Below are 15,956 nucleotides of genomic sequence, written 5' to 3'. Positions count from 1 at the left end.
AAGGCCTTACCGGACCGTGGCGCCGGGTCGATTCGGTACGCGCCTGCCCGCTGCCCGTGGGCCGCGTGACAGCGGTGCTCGAACTCCGGGAGTCCGGCCGGACCGGCGCAGGCCGGTGGGGCCGCCCTCCATCCCGACAGCTCGGCGCGCGCGGTGGGCGCATCGGCTCATGTCGGGGCTGGTAGCGTTAACGTGAGGAAATTCTCTGCCGCGGCCTGGACAGTTCCATTGGTGGAAGCCCGTCGCCTCACAAGGCTTCTCGGAAGGAGGTGTCGCTATCAGTTTTCCGCTGTGTCGGCCAGCACGCGGCCCAGCACCACCGGATCGCCGCATATCCAGCGCATCGCGATGCCTTCACCCGAAGCCGGGAAGATGCCGCTCAGCCCGGTGATGTTGACCTGGTGCGTGACGACGACGAGCACACCGGGGCCGCGCCAGCCGCTCAACAGCGAGCGCGCCTCGGCCAGGCTGGCCGCCTCGCGGTCGGACTGCGCGTAGAACGACGCGAACGCGGTCTGCGGCTGCACGTCGACGTCCGGGAAGGCCAGCCGTGCGGTGTCCAGCGTGCGGCACCAGGGCGAGGCCCAGACGCCCGTCACGCGCAGCGAGCCCAGCTGCTGCCTCAGCGCGTCGCCGAGGCGCAGTGCCTGATCACGGCCTGCGTCGCTGAGGTTGCGCTGTGTGCTGCAGTCGCCGAGCTGAAAGCCCGGCGGGTCGCCGTTGCCCGGGGCGAGCGCATGGCGGTACAGCACGACATCGCCGTCCCGCAGGTCCAACGCCCAGCCGGGCGACAACAGCAAGGCCAGTAGGGCCAGGAGGGCGCGGGACAGGCGTGTCATGCGCCGGATTCTGCGAGGCCGCCTGGCGGCCCGCAGCGTCCGGCGGGATCACCCTTCGTGACGGTCAGACGCCATCGATGCGCACCTGCAGGCCGTCGGGCGTATAGGTGACGGTCACCTTGCTGTAACCGGCCACGGTGACGCTGGCGAAACGGCCCTTGCGCTGCACGGCCTTGATCACCGTGAAGCTGTCGCCCACCTTGGGCGTGACGCCGTCGAAAGTGAGCTTCAGGTCGCCGCCGGCGATCGTTGCCACGCCGCCCACCTTGAGCAGGCCGCGATCGCCGCTGCCGAGCGTCAGGCTCAGGCTGCCGGCGGTCTGTGTGTAGCCACCGGCCACGACCAGCGCGCCGGGGCTGGCGACGTCCAGCGTGCCACCCTTGACGAACACGTCACCCGTGCCGAAGGCGGTGTTGCTGTCGGCGCCAAGCGTGCCGGCGGCCAGCACCGTGCCGCCGCTGAAGGTGTTGGCACCGGCCAGGCGCAGCATGCCGCTGCCCAGCTTGGTCAGCCGGCCCTTGCCGCCGATGTCGTTGCGCCAGTTGTCGCGGGCGTTGAAGCCGCCCAGCGTGGCGTCCATCGTCACGCTGACGTCGCCGTTGAAGGCGCCAAAGCCATCGGCCGCAGCGAACAGGTTCAGCCGGCCCCAGCCTTCGCCATCGTTGCCCAGCGGATAGCCGGAGTCCAGCGCGGTGGTCTTCAGCACGACGCGGCGCTGGTCGGCGCTCAGGTAGGGCAGGCGGGTTTCCAGCAGCACTTCGGCGCCCTTGGGCACGCTGGCCGGCTGGCCGGCGGTGCCGATCTGCGGCATGCCGTAGGTCAGGCGCTGCAGGTAGGTCTTGCGCCAGGCGGCGTTGTCGGCGAAGCGGTCGTAGTCGGCCGCGCCGGTGTCGGTCGTCCTGGCGGTGTGGGCATAACCGTTCAGCGAGACGGCATCGGCCACGCCGGCCTGGCTGATCAGGTAGTTCTGCGCCTGGGTGACGGCAGCCGCCTTGACGGTCGGCGTGTAGTAGCTGGCGCTGCTGAGGCTGTAGGCCACGACGGCGGTGGCGTGCACGCGGCCGCCCATGACGTCCAGCGGCGAGTGCATGCCGGCCAGGATGCGGTTCTCGCTCATCTCCATCGCGCGGGCGACGAGTTCCTGGTAGCGCTGCGGCACGAGGTAGGCCATGGCCAGCGTGTCGCGCCAGGCCTCGGCAGTGTGGCCGCTCGGGAAGCCGCCGTCCGTCGCGGGCGTGCTGCTCTTGGCCGATTCCAGCGCCGGCACGACCTTCACGTCGGTGCTCCAGCGCCAGGGGCGGGCGTACTTGTAGAAGCGCTTGGGCGGCTCGGTGGAACCATCGGCGATGTTGTTGATGAAGTCGACCGCCAAGCCCAGTTGCGTATTGGTAGGCGAGCCGACGCCAGTGTTGTTGCCGCCGTCGTTGACGACCGGGTTCACGGGCTGGTTGGCGTCGACGCTGGTGATGGTGGTCGTCTGGCCGGTGCCAGTGCGCCAGACGCTGGTCAGCGGACCCATGCCGTCGCTGACGCTGTAGCCCTTCTGGCGGCGGTCGTCCAGGTAGGCGGCCAGCGCCTGCGCCGGCGTGCGGGCCTGTGTGGCCTTCTTGACGTAGTCGATGTTCGCCGCGTGGACGGTGGCGTTCTTGACGACACCGTCGGTCGCGTCACCGGGGAGGCCGGTCCAGGCGGCAGGCGTCACGGCCGCACAGCCGTTGGCGGCGGCCAGCGTCACGCCAGCGTCGACCTTGGCGCTGCTGGGCGTCCACACGTCCAGGAAACCCTGCAGCACGCGCACACCGGCGTTGGTCTCCAGTGTGACCTGGCAGGGGTTGTTGCGCTGGTTCGTGGCGCCGGTGTCGACATACGCGACGGCGCTGGGCAGCGGAGCGGTGTCGGCGCTGCCGGCGCCGGCGGGCTCGGCGGGGACAGCGGTGATGCTGTCGTCATAGCCGTCGTCGCTGCCGCAGGCGGCCAAGCCGAGGGCCGAGGCGAGCAGCAGGACGAGAAGGCGCGGCTGGGGCGCGGACAGGGAGCGGGTGCGGGGGGACGTGGGCGCGAGCATGGGCGGTCGGAGGCAGGGAACGGGGGGGCCGGGCGAGGCCGGCAGGGGCGAAAAAAGGCGCGAGTGTGCGAGTGCGGTGTGACGAAAGCGTGACGACGCGCCCGGCCGCGCTGCCACGCAGGTGCGCCGCTAGCATCTGCCGCATGGGCGCACCGCACGTTCTATTCGCAGCGTGGATAAGGCGGCACCCGCTGCGGGCCTATGTGCTGCTGGCGGGCGCGCTGTCGTGGAACTACTGGCTCGCGCTGCTGGCATTGGGCTGGCGGGTCGCGCCCGGCTCGGATGCCACGCACCTGCCAGGGCTGGCGGGGCCCGCGGTGGCGGCCCTGCTCGTCACGGCCTGCGCCGAAGGGGAGGCGGGCTGGCGAGCGCTGTGGCAGCGCTGCCGGCGCTGGCCTTCGCCGCCGGGGCGCACGCTGGTGTTGGCGCTGTCGCCTTTGATCGCGGGGGCGGCGGTGTTCGCCGCGCGGGCGCTGGTCACCGGGCAACTGCCGGCCTGGGCGCAGTTCAAGGCCTACCCGGGCCTGCCGGCCGACGGGTCGTGGCCGGCTGTCGTGCTGGTGGCGTTGCTGCTCAACGGCTTCGGGGAGGAGCTGGGCTGGCGCGGCTTCCTGCTGCGGCGCCTGGCCGCGTCGCAGGGGCCGCGGCGTGCGGCGCTCATCGTCGCGGGCGTCTGGGCGCTGTGGCACCTGCCGCTGTTCTGGCTGCATGCCGGCATGGCTGCGATGGTGGGCCCCATGCTGCTGGGCTGGGCCGGCGGGCTGGTGGCGGGTTCGCTTCTGCTGGGCTGGCTGTTCCTGGCGACGGATAGCGTGCTCGTCGTCGCGGTGTGGCACACGGCGTTCAACTTCATGGTGGCGACGCCGCCGGGTCACGGGGCCGTCGCCATCGTGCTGAATGCAGCGGTCGTCGTCGCGGCGGTGCGGGTGTGGCGCGCCTGGCCGCGTTGAGGCCGGCTTCGCCAGCGGCCAAGGCCGTTCGCGCCAGATCCGCAGGGACCTGCCGCGCCATCGGGCGGACACTGGCGCCATGACTGCCGCCCCCACTCCACTGCCCTCGGCGCTCGCCGGCCTGAAGGTCATCGAGCTGGGCCAACTGATTGCCGGCCCGTTCGCGGCCAAGACGCTGGCCGATTTCGGCGCCGAGGTCATCAAGATCGAGCCGCCCGGCGCAGGCGATCCGCTGCGCCAGTGGCGGCTGCTGCTGGACGGCACATCGGTGTGGTGGCAGGTGCAGTCGCGCAACAAGCGCTCGCTGGCGCTGGACCTGCGCACGCCCGAGGGCCAGGACGTCGTGCGCCGGCTGGCGGTCGAGGCCGACGTGCTGATCGAGAACTTCCGTCCCGGTGCGATGGAGGGCTGGGGGCTGGGCCCGGACGCGCTGCTGGCGGCCAACCCGCGGCTCATCATGCTGCGCGTCAGCGGCTACGGGCAGACCGGCCCCTACCGTGATCGGCCGGGCTTCGGCGTCGTGGCCGAGGCGATGGGCGGGCTGCGCCACCTGACGGCCGAGCCGGGCCGCGTGCCGGTGCGCGTGGGCGTCAGCATCGGCGACACGCTGGCGGCGCTGCATGGCGTCATCGGAATCCTGCTCGCGCTGCAGCACCGGCATGCGACGGGCCAGGGCCAGGTCATCGACGTGGCGCTGTACGAGGCGGTCTTCAATTGCATGGAGAGCCTGCTGCCGGAGTACAGCGCCTTCGGCGTCGTGCGCGAGCCGGCAGGCAGCGCGATGCCCGGCATCGCGCCGACCAACGCCTACCGCTGCGCCGATGGCGGCTACGCGCTGATCGCCGGCAACGGCGACAGCATCTTCCGACGGCTGATGACGCTCATCCAGCGCGACGACCTCGGCAGCGACCCCGCGCTGGCCGACAACGCCGGCCGTGTCGCGCGCGTGGCCGAGATCGACGCTGCCATCGGCGCCTGGGCGGCCCAGCGGCCGGTGGCGGACGTGCTGCAGGCGCTGGACAGCGCCTCGGTGCCAGCGGGCCGCATCTACACGGTGGCCGACATCGCGGCCGACCCGCATTACCGTGCCCGCGGCATGCTGCAGCAGGTGCGGCTGAACGATGGCCGCGTCATCGACGTGCCGGGCATCTGCCCCAAGTTGTCTGCCACGCCCGGCGGACACCGCCGCAATGCACCGGCGCTCGGGCAGGACTCGGACGCGGTGCTGAAGGAAGTGGGGCTGAGCGACGAGCAGATTGCGGAGCTGCGGCAGCGCGGGATCGTCAGGTGAGGGAAGGCGCAATGGCGTGCCGCCTGATACTGCTGCTCGGGCTCGGCGGCGCGACAACCGCCTGCGCCGCCCAGGGACGTTCGGGCGATCCACCGCCGGTCGCCGCCGTGGCCGGCTACGTGTATGCAGGCACCGTGGAACGCGACCGGTCGATCGCGTCGCGCATCACCGGCGTCACGTATCCGTATCACGTCTACCTGCCGGCGGGCTACGCGACGCCAGGCACGCGCTACCCCGTCATCTATGCGACCGACGGGCAGTGGAACTTCGGCTCGTTCTCGCGGATGCTGGACCAGCGCCGCAAGCCGATGATCCTCGTCGCCATCGAGCAGGGCGGCACCGAGCCCGACCGCCGGGCCATCGACTACACCGTCGACGGTGCGCCGGCCTATGGCCGCTTCCTGAAGCAGGAGCTGGCGCCGCTGGTCGAGGCCCGCTACCGGACGACGGCGACGCGCACCTTCGCCGGCACGTCCTATGGCGCGCTGCTGGGCGCGCTGATGCTGAGCACCGAAGACGTGGCGATGCCGTTCTTCACCAACTACCTGCTGTTCGACGGTTCCTTCTGGGCGTTGACCGCCAGAAACATCCAGGATGAGGAGGTCCGCTTCACCGCAAGCAGCCGCCTGCCCGTGCATCTGGTGCTGAGCAGCGCCAGTGCACCGGGCAACGTGGCTGACGTGACGGCGCTCGAGGCGCGCTACAGGGGGCGTGGCTACGAAGGGATTGTGATCGACCGCCGCGACTTCAGCGTCGCGCACGAGCGCGTCGCGAAGCCGTCGTTCGCCTGGGCGATCGAACTGATCGAGTAGCGCACCGGCGCCTTCAGCTGAACGCCGCCGCCAGCGCCTCCAGGCCGACATGCGGGTCGTGCAGGCCCTGGTAGATCGGCGGGATGGGCTTGCCTATGCCGAACAGCCGGTAGACCGCGTGCATGGCACAGTGCACCGAGTACTCGACGGTGTAGACGGTGTCGTCCGGCAGTTCCACGTGCTGGCCCAGGAAGGCGAAGTTGGCCGCGCCCGCCGGCAGCACCTGCGGACGGTCGGCCGGCTTGCGCGGCGCGAACATCGCCGAGCCATATGGCAGCATGACGGGCGTCACGTCGGTGCTGGCCAGCGCTTCGTCACGGATGTCTGTGAAGCCGAGGTGCTGCAGCAGCTCGTCGAGGAGCTCACGTCCGCTGCACTGGGCCATGGGCTTGGCGACATGGTTGCCCGGCGCGTCGATGAACAGGCCATAGCCCCAGGCGGTGTAGGTGTTGGGAGGCATGCCGGGGAAGTGCGGCTGGTAGGGCACGACGAGGGACATCAGCCAGTTGGAGTCCACGAAGGTCATCAGCGCCCCGGTGCCGGGCTCGTTGCCGCTGAAGGCGATGAGGCGGTCCAGCAGTGTGCGGCCGTTCATCGTCAGCGTGAACGACTCCCACTTGTTGTCGTCCACGTTGAAGAAGGTGTGCGGCCGGCCGAAGTCGTCGGCCTTCAGCGCCAGCGTTTCCCACAGCGACCAACCGCCGTCGCGGCGGTCGCGGATGAGCTCTGGCGCCTCGCTGTTGCTGCCGTAGGTGGCGTCGGCCGCGATGGAGCCCAGCGTCACGAAGCAGGCGTCGCCATCGGCCAGCGTAATGGTCTGGCCGCCTTGCCGAGTCTGCACATGCAGGCGGGTGGCGCGGCGGCGTTCCGGGTCGCGTTGGTCGAAGTCGATGTCCGTCACGCGATGGCCGAAGCGCACGTCCACGCCTTGCGCCATCAGCCAGCGCTGCAGCGGCACGGCGATGGAGTCGTACTGGTTGTAGGGTGTTCGGCGCACGCCGGCCAGCGTGTGCATGCGCGGGAACTCCTGCAGGAAGCGCAGGAAGTAGCGCCGCAACTCGATGGCGCTGTGCCAGTTCTGGAACGCGAAGGTCGTGCGCCACATCTGCCAGAAGTTGCTCTGGAAGAAGTGATCGGAGAACAGCTCGTCGATGCGCCGCGCGCCCAGCAGGTGCTCCGGCGTGGCCAGCAGTCGTGTGAGCTCGGCGCGGTCACGGCCGTTCAGGCCGTAGTGCTTGGCATCGAGGATGCGCGCGCCGGCGCCGATGAGCCGCGCATGCGCCTCGGTGCTGACCTGCTCGTTGAAGGCGACGATCTCCTGCCGCACCGACAGCCCGGGCTTCTCCAGTGACGGGACGGTCTCCAGCAAATTCCACAGGCACTGGTAGACCTCCTCGCACAACATGCGCCCGCCGCGCGTGACGTAGCCGGGCTGGGTGGGCGATGCGCTGCCGTCCAGGCAGCCGCCGGCGATGCCCAGCTCTTCGAGGATGTGGATGCGTGCGCCGGGCATGCCGGCGTCGCGGATCAGGAAACTGGCCGCAGCCATGGAGGCGATGCCGCCGCCGACGAGCCAGACGTCGGCATTCTTGGGGTCGAGCATGGGAGGTCGCGGCGCAGGCCGCGTTGAGTGGGGTTGAGCTCACTCTAGGCAGCGGTGCGGTGGTCCGCTCTGACCTCCATCAACACTTGGCGTCAGGCCGGCGGTAGCCGACGCATCTCTAGAATCCGCCCCCTTTTGCGCTTGTGCCCCACCTGGCTCCCATGGACATCGTCGTCAACGAAGAACTCAAGGCCTATATCGAACCGTTGACGCCCGAGGAGCATGACGCCCTGGAGCGCAGCATCCTCGCCGAGGGCTGTCGCGACGCGCTGGTGCTTTGGGGCAATGTGCTGGTGGACGGCCACAACCGCTACGGCATCTGTCGCAAGCATGGGCTGCCGTTCCAGACGGTGCAGAACCCGCGCTTCCAGTCGCTGGAGGACGTGCACTTGTGGATGATCGACCAGCACCTGGGCCGGCGCAGCCTGTCGGACTTCCAGCGTGGCGTGCTGGCGCTGCGCAAGCGCGAGATCGTCGCCGAGCGCCGCACGCGGCGCGTGGCGGTGGAATCGGGGGCGGCGGAGTCCGCCCCTGTGGCGAGCCCGGCCGAGGCCGTCGAGCCGGCTGCGGCGTTCGTGCCGCCGCAGGAGGCGCTGGAGACCCGCGAGGCGCTGGCCAGGGCGGCTCGGCTGAGCAGCAGCCAGGTGGTGCTGATCGAGAAGATCCAGAAGCAGGGCGCGCCGGAGCTGGTGGCGGCCGTGAAGGCGGGTGTCGTGTCGATCAATGCGGCAGCGGCCGTCGCGACCTTGCCAGCCGAGGAACAGGCCGCCGCGGCGGTGGCCGGCGCCGAGCAGCTCAAGCAGGCTGCCAAGCGCGTGCGCGAGTCGCGCCGCCGGGCGCCGCCACCCGAGGCGGCGGTGGAGGCACCTGCGGCGGCTGATGGTGCGCCGCAGGCCGAGGTCAGCGTGGCGTCGCTGCAGCAGCGTGTGGCCGTGCTGGAGGCGGAGAACGCCGCGCTGCGCGAGGAGCTGGCGACGCTGCGTGCGGCGCAGGCCAGCTGAGCGAGGCAGGCGCTCAGCGAGGCGCGGTGTGCTCGCGCAGCCACTGCGCGAGCGTGGGTTCGTCGACGTCGCCGGCGGCGACGGCGAGCATGGTCAGCGTGGCGCTGGCGTCGTCGGCCGTCAGTTCGGTGCCGTTCAGCACGAGGAACAATTCCATCGCGACGTAGGCGGTGCGCTTGTTGCCGTCGATGAAAGGATGGTTCTTGGCCAAACCCACGGCATAGGCCGCGGCAAGGTCGAACACGTCCGGGTCTTCATAGACGGCGAGGTTCTGCGGGCGCGCCAGCGCCGACTCGAAGAGCCCCGGGTCGCGGGTGCCCGCAGCGCCGCCGTGTTCGGCCAACTGCTCCAGATGCACGGCCTGCAGCACCTCGCAGTTCAGCCAGCGCCAGTGGCGCGGCGGGCGGCTCATTTGGCCAGCTCGTGCAGCACGGCGCGGCGCTTCTTCATGATGTCGCGCGCCGCGTCCATCTGCTCTTCGAACTCGGGGCTGTAAGGCGTCAGCAGCACTCCGTTGACGGCTTCGGAGAGGTAGAGCACATCCCCCTTCTCCACCTTGAGCCGCGCCAGCACCTCCTTGGGCAGGATGACGCCGACGGAATTGCCGATCTGGGTGAGTTTGAGTGCGCTCATGGTGGATCGCCTTGTTATAACTAACGTAATACTAAGCGTTCGCCCGCCGCGCCTCAAGCCGGCGTGGCGACCTCGGGCACACTGGCGGGCATGATTCACGCCACCAAACGCATTGCCGGCGGCGCCGGCCTGGCCGCTGTGCTCGTCAAGCGCGCTTCCGTCCTGGAACTGGACTGGGACACCCGCAGCAAGAGCCGCTTCTCAGCCACCGATTCCGCCGGCCGTGAGATCGGCGTCGTGCTGCCGCGCGGCACCACGCTGCGCGGCGGCGATGTGCTGGTGGCCGAGGACGGCACGCTGCTGCGCGTCATCGCCGCCGCCCAGCCGGTGCTGCAGGTGCGCCACTGCACCGAGCATGGCTCGCCGTTCGACCTGTTACGCGCGGCCTACCACCTCGGCAACCGCCATGTGCCGCTGGAACTGCAGCCCATGCTGCTGCAATTCGAGCCCGACGCCGTGCTGGCCGACATGCTGCGACGCCAGCATCTGATCGTGACCGAGGCGCGGGCCGCCTTTGAGCCGGAGGGCGGGGCCTATGGCGAGGGCGCCGGGCATGGGCATCATCACCACGGGCATGGGGCACATGCGCATGACGACCACAACCATGCGCATGACCACGGCCATTCCCATGAGCCAGCGCCGACGCGCAAGCCGCTGGCCATCCCCGTGAAGGCGGCGGAGCTGCCGCATGTGCACGGCCCCGGTTGCGGCCATGACCACGCGCACGACGACCATGGACACGGCCATGGCCACTCGCAGCACGGGCATGACCACAAGCACTGAGCCCGCGCTGCTGCAGTTGCTCTGGCTCGCCTCGCCGGCGTTGCCGGTGGGCGGCTTCAGCTACTCCGAGGGATTGGAAGCGGCCGTTGACGCCGGCCTCGTGCACGACGAGAGCAGTGCCGGCGACTGGCTGCTGAACCAGCTACAGCTGGTGCAGGCCCGCGCCGAGCTGCCCGTCGCCGCCGCGGCGCACGCCGCCACGCTGGCGCTGGACGGCCAGCGCCTCGCCGACCTGAACGCCTGGACGCTGCAGACCCGCGAGACCAGCGAAAGCCTGCAGCAGGCCCAGCAGATGGGCCGCAGCCTGCTCGTGTGGATGCAGGGGCTGATGCCCGACGCAGCTGTGCTGCCGTTGCTGCAGCAGCTCAAGCCTGCGCCGACCTGGTCGGTCGTCATGGGCGCGGCTGCCGCATCGCGCGGCGCGGCGCTGGAGTCTGCCCTACAGGCCATCGCCTTCGGCTGGGCCGAGAACCTTATGCAGGCGGCCGTGCGCTGCGTGCCGCTGGGCCAGAGCGCCGGCCAGCGGCTGCTGGCACGCCTCGTGCACGCCATTCCGCAGGCCGTGGCCATCGCGCTGGCGGCGCCGGAGCCGATGGCCTTTGCGCCGTTGCTGGGCGTCCATGGCGCCCGCCACGAAACCCAATACTCACGACTCTTCCGTTCATGAACGCTCCGCTGCACGCCATCCCCAACCGCACGAAGAAACTTCCGCCCCTGCGTGTGGGCGTCGGTGGCCCGGTGGGCTCGGGCAAGACGACGCTCGTCGAGATGCTCTGCAAAACGATGCGCGACAAATGGGATCTCGTCGTTGTCACCAACGACATCTACACGAAGGAAGACCAACGGCTGCTGACGGTGGCCGGCGCGCTGGAACCCGAGCGCATCATGGGAGTGGAGACCGGCGGCTGCCCGCACACGGCCATCCGCGAGGACTGCTCCATCAACCTCGAGGCGGTGGACCGCATGCTGGAGAAGTTCCCGGATGCCGACATCATCTTCGTCGAAAGCGGTGGCGACAACCTGGCCGCCACCTTCAGCCCCGAGCTGAGCGACCTGACCATCTACGTCATCGACGTGGCCGCGGGGGAGAAGATCCCGCGCAAGGGCGGCCCCGGCATCACGAAGAGCGACCTGTTCGTCATCAACAAGACCGACCTCGCGCCGCACGTGGGCGCCGACCTCGACATCATGCGCAGCGACACGGCCCGCATGCGACCGACCAAGCCGTGGGTCATGACCAACCTCAAAACTCGCGAGGGCCTGGTCGAGGTGGTGAGCTTCATCGAGAAGAAGGGCCTGCTCGTTGGCTAAGGGCTGGCCGGCCCGGCTGGCGCTGACGGCGGTGCGGGACGGCGGTGGTGCGACCCGTGTCCACGCGCGGCATGACGGCCCGCTGCGGCTGCTGAAGACACTCTACCCAGAGGGTGAGCGCATCGCGCATGCGGTGCTCGTCCATCCGCCTGGTGGCCTGGTGGGCGGCGACCGGCTCGACATCCATCTCGACGTGCAGGCTGGTGCCCACCTGCTCGTGACCACACCCGCGGCGACGCGCTTCTACCGCTGCACCACCAGCGCCGGGCCGGCCCAAGCTGGTGGACTCCCCCCGGGGGAAGGGCAGGGCGTTGAGCAGCCCCGGGAGCCTCGATTTCTTGGCGAAGCCGCCCAGGTCGTGCAGGGGACGGTCGGCGAAGGCGCGCGGCTCGAATGGCTGCCGCAGGAGACGCTGGCCTATCCGGCCTGTCTTGCGCGCAACGAGGTCAGGCTCAGCCTCGCGCACGGCGCCAGCCTGTTCGCCACCGAGGTGCTGGGTCTGGGCCTGCCCGCCGCCGGCCAGCCCTTCGATAGCGGCCGGCTGCTGCAGCATCTGGAGATCACCGGCCAATGGCTGGACCGGGGCTGGCTGGACGCGGCCGATGCGGCGCTGCTCGACGGCCCTTGCGGCCTCGCCGGCCATCGCGTGATGGGGACGCTGGCCTACGCGCAGACCGCGCCGCTCGCTGATGCCGAGGCGCTGTTGACGGATGGCCGTGCGCTGCTGGACGGTGTGCCGCACGCCGGCATCACGCACCTGGCCCGGCTGGGCGGCGCCGTACTGCTGGCGCGCGTCATCGGCGACGAGGTGGAGGCTGTCACGCTGGCGCTGCGGCGGGTGCGGGCGCTGTGGCGAGAGCGGCTGTGGGCGCTGCCTGGCAGCGACCCGCGCATCTGGGCCACCTGATCAGGGTTGCCAGCCCAGCCAGGCGCCGTGGGCCAGGCTGGGCGGCACCCAGCGGGCCGGCCCGGCACGGCTGGCCAGCAGCACCGCAACGATGGCGTGGCCTGCCACCCGCCGGTGACGGCCAGGCACGATGACGATACGGCCGCGGTTCGCGAGTTCGAACACGTGCGCCGAGGTCTCGAACGGCGTGCGGCGTTGCTCGACATGCGACGTGGCGCCGACTGCCGTCAGCAATTGCGCGAGCAGAGCGGCCTCCGCTCCATCCAGCGCCACCCAGACCTCGCGCGTCGCGAACGTGCCGTTGGCGTGGGCGAAATGCTCTGGGCGGTCCGTCGGCGAGCGGTTGTCGGCGGTGAAAAAGATCCAGGCCAGCCGTGGGTCGCCGAGCGTCAGGCCGTCGGCGTCGCGCCGGTGCGCGATGCCGGCCGCCTGCAGCGCGGCCGCCACGCGCGACTCGTCGTCGGCGTGCAGCGCCAGGTAAGCGGGCCCTTCGCCCTGGCGCTGGAATTCGGCGTAGTGCGCGGTCAGCGCATCACGGGCTTCCGCGACGTGGATCAATTCGAGGCCGGCACCGTTGTCGAACTTGATGTGCGCATTGCGCAGGCCGTTGCCATGGACCCGCCCCGGCTTGATCGAGAAGCCCAGCCCGCGGAAGTCGGCGACTGCCTGGTCGAGGTCGAGGACGGCGGTCGGGATGTGGTCCAGCCGCAGGAGCTGGCCCATGGCCGGGCCTGCCGCCGCGAGCAGCAACGCACAGGCCAGGCGGATCACAGCGCCCGCCATGTCGGGATGCAATGCTGCGCCAGCGCCGTGACCCAGTCGGGCTCGTCCGGCACGAAGGCCACGCCATAGCGTGGGCTGACGATGAAGCCCGCGCGCTCGAAGGCGTCTGCATCCTGTGCCCTCACGAAAGCGCCGAGCGTCGCGAAGGGAACGGCGACCGAATCCAGCAGCAGCACCGGTGTCCGCTTGGTGATCTCCTCCAGCCGCCCGCCGTCCTGGAAGCGGAACACGCTGTGGCCGTAGTCGTATTCGTTGAGTGCCACGTCATTGCGCGCGCAGCGGTGGGGCAGGCCGTGCTCCGCGATCAGCGCCTCGACGCCGAGCGTGAACGGGATGCCGTCGAACGCGACGAACGGTGTCAGGGGCCGCGTGATCACGTCGCCTGCACCTCCTCGCTCATCGGGGCGCGCGCAGCAGCCCGGCCAGCTGTCCGTCCAGGCCGGCCATGAAGCGTTCGACCGCGTCGGTGTAGGCACCAGGTTCGCCCAGCGTCTTGTTGATGGCGCCGTGGTTCTTCGGCTGCGGCAGCACGTCGGCAGGAATGCCCAGGCTGCGGCTCTTGTCGACATAGGCGCGAGCCTGCGCGCAGGGGTCGTCCTTGCGCTGCGTCGAGCACACGCCGAGCCACGGCGAAGCGCCTGCGGTTAGCTGATGGAAGGGCGATGCCGGGATCCATTCGGCCTCGGTCGTGCCGAATGCTTCGCGGTAGCGCGTCTTGAGGAAGGGATAGACCTGGGGCATCTGCGTCACCACATCCACCGCACCGGCATCCAGGGACACCGTGCCGAGCGCTGGCCGCGCCCCTTCGGCCGCACGGATCGCCGAGCTAGCGTTGACGAGCGACACCAGGTGGGCACCGGCGGAATGCCCCATCAGCACGACGCGGCTGCCATCGCCGCCCCACTCGACCGCGTGAGCTTGCACGAAGGCCAGCGCCCGCGCAATGTGGTGGGCTTGCGCGAGCGCGTTGTCACCGTCGGACACCATTGGGTAGTTGGCTGACACGACGATGAGGCCGCGCGGCGTCCAGCGTTCCACCTTGTTCTGCACCACGCCGCCGGCTGCCTTGTCGCCGACGCACCAGCCGCCGCCGTGCACCATCAGCACCACCGGCGCCCGGCCGCCGCCGCCCTGCGCGCGGTAGATGTCCAGCGTCTGCAGCGGGCGCGGGCCGTAGGCGACATCCTTCAGATCGGGCGTCGGCCCGCTGTGGCGGCCGGCCAGGCGCTGCTGCAGCCGATTCACGCGCTGCGACCAGTCTGCGCAGCTCATCGCATCGCTGCGCGCCGTGCCGCCCATGTCGGCCAGCTCGCCGTCCTCGTCGGTACCACCCTCCGGCGCGCTGGCAGCCCGCTGCTGCATGCGCTCGAGAAGGCGTTCCTTCAGCGGGCCGGCGTTGGCGGAGAAGGCGGCGCCGAGCATCAGCGCGGAGATCATGACGGCGAGCGGACGTGCCATTGGGTGAGCCTCAACAATGCGCCGGCAGGGGCCGGCGTCACGATTGTGGCGAGCGGCCCTCACTCCTGCCCGGGGATTTGGTGACGCAACCTGACGGCGCTGCTCGACTTGCGCCGCATCTTGATGTTCATCATCTCCACGACCAGCGAGAACGCCATTGCGAAGTAGATGTAGCCCTTGGGCACATGGTGGCCGAAGCCCTCGGCCACCAGAACGACGCCCACGACGACGAGGAAACTCAGCGCCAGCATCTTGATCGTCGGATGCTCGGAGACGAAGCGGCCGATGGGGCCGGCGAACAGCATCATCAGCCCCACCGAGCAGACGACCGCTGCAATCATGATGCGCACGTCGTCCACCATGCCGACGGCCGTGATGATGGAGTCCAGCGAGAAGACCAGGTCCACGACCATGATCTGCAGGATGACCGCGGCCAGCGCCGCCTTAGCCTTGCTTCCCGAGCCTTCTTGCGTCTCGTCCTCGCCTTCGAGCGAGCCGTGGATCTCGCCGGTACTCTTCCAGATCAGGAAGAGGCCGCCGCCGATGAGGATAAGGTCGCGGCCGGAGATGTCCTTGCCGAACACGGTGAACAGCGGTTCGACCATGCCGACGATCCAGGCCAGCATCAGCAGCAGCCCGATGCGCATGAACATCGCCATGAACAGGCCTAGTCGCCGTGCCAGCTCCTGGCGCGCCTTGGGCAGCTTGTCCACCAGGATGCTGATGAAGATGATGTTGTCGATGCCCAGCACCAGTTCCAACGCGGTCAGCGTGGCGAGGGCGATCCAGGTCTGCGGGTTGGTCAGCAGGTCGAGCATGGCGGTCCTTGGTGAACCGCACATTCTCCCGGGGCGGCCCGGCCGCCCGGAGGCAGTTCCAGGCTGAAGGTCGCTTCGGTTTTTCGAGGGGTGTGGCCCCGCTTACGGATGGGCCAGGTCACGCAGGTGCGTCGGGCCGACGCGGCGTTCGATCTCGGCCAGCAGCGGCCGGCCCCAGCCCAGCGTGAACATCGCCTCGCCAACGACAAACATCGGACCCACCAGCAGGCCGACGAGATCGTCCACGAAGGCCGGCTTGCGACCCTCGTAGTAGTGTCCGACGAACTGGAACATCCAGCCGATGATGAAGCTGACGAGGCCCACGGTGAGCCAGCCGGCGGTCGTGCCCTGCGCGGCGGTCATCGCCAGCGCGGTCAGCAGGCCGTTGGTCAGCGCCGTCGCGACGCCCAGCACGAGGTTGCCCCGCGTGACGTACCACAGCGCCGACAGGGCCCAGGCGATGATGGCGGCGTTCATCGGCGTCTCGCCGACCGAGAACTCGGCGCGCGCCAGCAGCACGCTGATCGCAAAGACGATCAGCGGAATGCCGATGAAATGCGTCGTGATGTTGCGGCGGTCGCGGTGGTAGGCGGCGTATTGCGCCATCAGGTCGAGGGCGGGGCGGAACAAGCTGGTCATGCGGGGCTCCCTGGCGGAGATGGGGGCTATGCTAGACCAGCCTGGCGCGGCAACGTCGCGCTT

Annotated in this window: 18 protein-coding genes; 8 read left to right on the top strand and 10 right to left on the bottom strand. The window is 70.0% G+C overall.

Going from position 1 to position 15,956, the window contains the following annotated elements:
* Positions 1-278: 278 nt before the first annotated feature.
* Together LXT13_RS08475 and LXT13_RS08470 are read right to left on the bottom strand one after the other, a co-directional pair.
* Positions 279-839: a histidine phosphatase family protein gene (locus LXT13_RS08475; protein ID WP_233371421.1), complete on the bottom strand. Its 561-nt coding sequence runs from the start codon at positions 837-839 to the stop codon at positions 279-281.
* 64 nt (positions 840-903) lie between these two features.
* The gene (locus LXT13_RS08470; RefSeq protein ID WP_233371420.1) at positions 904-2,904 is read right to left on the bottom strand and encodes an acid phosphatase; all 2,001 of its coding nucleotides are present in this window, start codon (positions 2,902-2,904) and stop codon (positions 904-906) included.
* Between the two features lie 143 nt (positions 2,905-3,047).
* On the opposite strand from LXT13_RS08470, the gene LXT13_RS08465 reads away from it, so the two are divergent.
* The 3 genes from LXT13_RS08465 (at position 3,048) to LXT13_RS08455 (ending at position 5,957) form a co-directional block, all read left to right on the top strand.
* On the top strand, positions 3,048-3,854 hold the full coding sequence (locus tag LXT13_RS08465; protein WP_233371418.1) for a CPBP family intramembrane glutamic endopeptidase: 807 nt from the start codon (positions 3,048-3,050) through the stop codon (positions 3,852-3,854).
* Between the two features lie 79 nt (positions 3,855-3,933).
* Positions 3,934-5,145: a CaiB/BaiF CoA transferase family protein gene (locus tag LXT13_RS08460; protein ID WP_233371417.1), complete on the top strand. Its 1,212-nt coding sequence runs from the start codon at positions 3,934-3,936 to the stop codon at positions 5,143-5,145.
* Positions 5,146-5,156: 11 nt separating this feature from the next.
* A complete protein-coding gene (locus tag LXT13_RS08455; protein WP_233371415.1) occupies positions 5,157-5,957 on the top strand; it encodes an alpha/beta hydrolase in 801 nt (266 codons plus the stop codon).
* Between the two features lie 13 nt (positions 5,958-5,970).
* Here the strand turns inward: LXT13_RS08455 and LXT13_RS08450 are convergent, their stop codons facing one another.
* Positions 5,971-7,560: an oleate hydratase gene (locus tag LXT13_RS08450; protein ID WP_233371413.1), complete on the bottom strand. Its 1,590-nt coding sequence runs from the start codon at positions 7,558-7,560 to the stop codon at positions 5,971-5,973.
* Positions 7,561-7,721: 161 nt separating this feature from the next.
* Between LXT13_RS08450 and LXT13_RS08445 the strand changes: the two genes are divergently transcribed.
* The gene (locus tag LXT13_RS08445; RefSeq protein ID WP_233371412.1) at positions 7,722-8,561 is read left to right on the top strand and encodes a ParB N-terminal domain-containing protein; all 840 of its coding nucleotides are present in this window, start codon (positions 7,722-7,724) and stop codon (positions 8,559-8,561) included.
* A gap of 13 nt (positions 8,562-8,574) precedes the next feature.
* Here the strand turns inward: LXT13_RS08445 and LXT13_RS08440 are convergent, their stop codons facing one another.
* Positions 8,575-8,973, bottom strand: a complete 399-nt coding sequence (locus tag LXT13_RS08440) for a type II toxin-antitoxin system death-on-curing family toxin (protein WP_233371410.1) — start codon at positions 8,971-8,973, stop codon at positions 8,575-8,577.
* Positions 8,970-9,194, bottom strand: a complete 225-nt coding sequence (locus LXT13_RS08435; RefSeq protein WP_132576143.1) for an AbrB/MazE/SpoVT family DNA-binding domain-containing protein — start codon at positions 9,192-9,194, stop codon at positions 8,970-8,972. Before LXT13_RS08435 ends, LXT13_RS08440 begins: the two co-directional genes overlap by 4 nt.
* 90 nt (positions 9,195-9,284) lie before the next feature.
* Here LXT13_RS08435 and ureE point away from each other — a divergent pair, with 90 nt between their 5' ends.
* Genes ureE through LXT13_RS08415 form a run of 4 tightly spaced genes read left to right on the top strand, consistent with a single transcriptional unit; the run spans position 9,285 to position 12,195 of the window.
* Complete coding sequence (gene ureE / locus LXT13_RS08430; protein ID WP_233371408.1) at positions 9,285-9,977, top strand: urease accessory protein UreE; 693 nt, start codon at positions 9,285-9,287, stop codon at positions 9,975-9,977.
* Positions 9,961-10,644 (top strand): urease accessory protein UreF, encoded by a 684-nt coding sequence (locus LXT13_RS08425; protein WP_233371405.1) that lies wholly within the window; start codon positions 9,961-9,963, stop codon positions 10,642-10,644. The genes ureE and LXT13_RS08425 overlap by 17 nt, the downstream gene beginning before the upstream one ends.
* Entirely contained in the window at positions 10,641-11,288 is a 648-nt protein-coding gene (ureG, locus tag LXT13_RS08420) for an urease accessory protein UreG (RefSeq protein WP_233371403.1), read from the top strand. The genes LXT13_RS08425 and ureG overlap by 4 nt, the downstream gene beginning before the upstream one ends.
* Positions 11,281-12,195 carry an urease accessory protein UreD gene (locus LXT13_RS08415; RefSeq protein ID WP_233371402.1) on the top strand — a complete coding sequence of 305 codons (915 nt, stop codon included), beginning with the start codon at positions 11,281-11,283 and terminating at the stop codon, positions 12,193-12,195. The genes ureG and LXT13_RS08415 overlap by 8 nt, the downstream gene beginning before the upstream one ends.
* Here LXT13_RS08415 and LXT13_RS08410 read toward each other — a convergent pair whose 3' ends face one another.
* The 5 genes from LXT13_RS08410 to LXT13_RS08390 all read right to left on the bottom strand — a co-directional run bounded on the left by LXT13_RS08410 (position 12,196) and on the right by LXT13_RS08390 (position 15,893).
* Positions 12,196-12,978, bottom strand: coding sequence for a VOC family protein (locus tag LXT13_RS08410; protein WP_233371399.1), 783 nt, complete (start codon positions 12,976-12,978; stop codon positions 12,196-12,198).
* Complete coding sequence (locus tag LXT13_RS08405) at positions 12,963-13,355, bottom strand: hypothetical protein (protein ID WP_233371398.1); 393 nt, start codon at positions 13,353-13,355, stop codon at positions 12,963-12,965. Before LXT13_RS08405 ends, LXT13_RS08410 begins: the two co-directional genes overlap by 16 nt.
* Positions 13,356-13,374: 19 nt before the next feature.
* The gene (locus LXT13_RS08400) at positions 13,375-14,436 is read right to left on the bottom strand and encodes an alpha/beta hydrolase (protein ID WP_233371395.1); all 1,062 of its coding nucleotides are present in this window, start codon (positions 14,434-14,436) and stop codon (positions 13,375-13,377) included.
* Positions 14,437-14,495: 59 nt separating this feature from the next.
* Positions 14,496-15,254 carry a TerC family protein gene (locus LXT13_RS08395; RefSeq protein WP_233371394.1) on the bottom strand — a complete coding sequence of 253 codons (759 nt, stop codon included), beginning with the start codon at positions 15,252-15,254 and terminating at the stop codon, positions 14,496-14,498.
* Positions 15,255-15,356: 102 nt separating this feature from the next.
* Complete coding sequence (locus tag LXT13_RS08390; RefSeq protein WP_233371393.1) at positions 15,357-15,893, bottom strand: Mpo1 family 2-hydroxy fatty acid dioxygenase; 537 nt, start codon at positions 15,891-15,893, stop codon at positions 15,357-15,359.
* Positions 15,894-15,956: the final 63 nt, after the last annotated feature.

The sequence above is a fragment of the Pelomonas cellulosilytica genome (genome assembly GCF_021353265.1).
GTDB classification, from domain to species: domain Bacteria; phylum Pseudomonadota; class Gammaproteobacteria; order Burkholderiales; family Burkholderiaceae_C; genus Pelomonas; species Pelomonas cellulosilytica.
This window is presented reverse-complemented; position numbering and strand designations above follow the sequence as displayed.

What these genes read in the sequence shown, in the direction of transcription:
- LXT13_RS08475 (WP_233371421.1), bottom strand. Translation starts at nt 839, where the DNA reads ATGACACGCCTGTCCCGCGCCCTCCTGGCCCTACTGGCCTTGCTGTTG.
- LXT13_RS08470 (WP_233371420.1), bottom strand. Translation starts at nt 2,904, where the DNA reads ATGCTCGCGCCCACGTCCCCCCGCACCCGCTCCCTGTCCGCGCCCCAG.
- LXT13_RS08465 (WP_233371418.1), top strand. Translation starts at nt 3,048, where the DNA reads ATGGGCGCACCGCACGTTCTATTCGCAGCGTGGATAAGGCGGCACCCG.
- LXT13_RS08460 (WP_233371417.1), top strand. Translation starts at nt 3,934, where the DNA reads ATGACTGCCGCCCCCACTCCACTGCCCTCGGCGCTCGCCGGCCTGAAG.
- LXT13_RS08455 (WP_233371415.1), top strand. Translation starts at nt 5,157, where the DNA reads ATGGCGTGCCGCCTGATACTGCTGCTCGGGCTCGGCGGCGCGACAACC.
- LXT13_RS08450 (WP_233371413.1), bottom strand. Translation starts at nt 7,560, where the DNA reads ATGCTCGACCCCAAGAATGCCGACGTCTGGCTCGTCGGCGGCGGCATC.
- LXT13_RS08445 (WP_233371412.1), top strand. Translation starts at nt 7,722, where the DNA reads ATGGACATCGTCGTCAACGAAGAACTCAAGGCCTATATCGAACCGTTG.
- LXT13_RS08440 (WP_233371410.1), bottom strand. Translation starts at nt 8,973, where the DNA reads ATGAGCCGCCCGCCGCGCCACTGGCGCTGGCTGAACTGCGAGGTGCTG.
- LXT13_RS08435 (WP_132576143.1), bottom strand. Translation starts at nt 9,194, where the DNA reads ATGAGCGCACTCAAACTCACCCAGATCGGCAATTCCGTCGGCGTCATC.
- ureE (WP_233371408.1), top strand. Translation starts at nt 9,285, where the DNA reads ATGATTCACGCCACCAAACGCATTGCCGGCGGCGCCGGCCTGGCCGCT.
- LXT13_RS08425 (WP_233371405.1), top strand. Translation starts at nt 9,961, where the DNA reads ATGACCACAAGCACTGAGCCCGCGCTGCTGCAGTTGCTCTGGCTCGCC.
- ureG (WP_233371403.1), top strand. Translation starts at nt 10,641, where the DNA reads ATGAACGCTCCGCTGCACGCCATCCCCAACCGCACGAAGAAACTTCCG.
- LXT13_RS08410 (WP_233371399.1), bottom strand. Translation starts at nt 12,978, where the DNA reads ATGGCGGGCGCTGTGATCCGCCTGGCCTGTGCGTTGCTGCTCGCGGCG.
- LXT13_RS08400 (WP_233371395.1), bottom strand. Translation starts at nt 14,436, where the DNA reads ATGGCACGTCCGCTCGCCGTCATGATCTCCGCGCTGATGCTCGGCGCC.
- LXT13_RS08395 (WP_233371394.1), bottom strand. Translation starts at nt 15,254, where the DNA reads ATGCTCGACCTGCTGACCAACCCGCAGACCTGGATCGCCCTCGCCACG.
- LXT13_RS08390 (WP_233371393.1), bottom strand. Translation starts at nt 15,893, where the DNA reads ATGACCAGCTTGTTCCGCCCCGCCCTCGACCTGATGGCGCAATACGCC.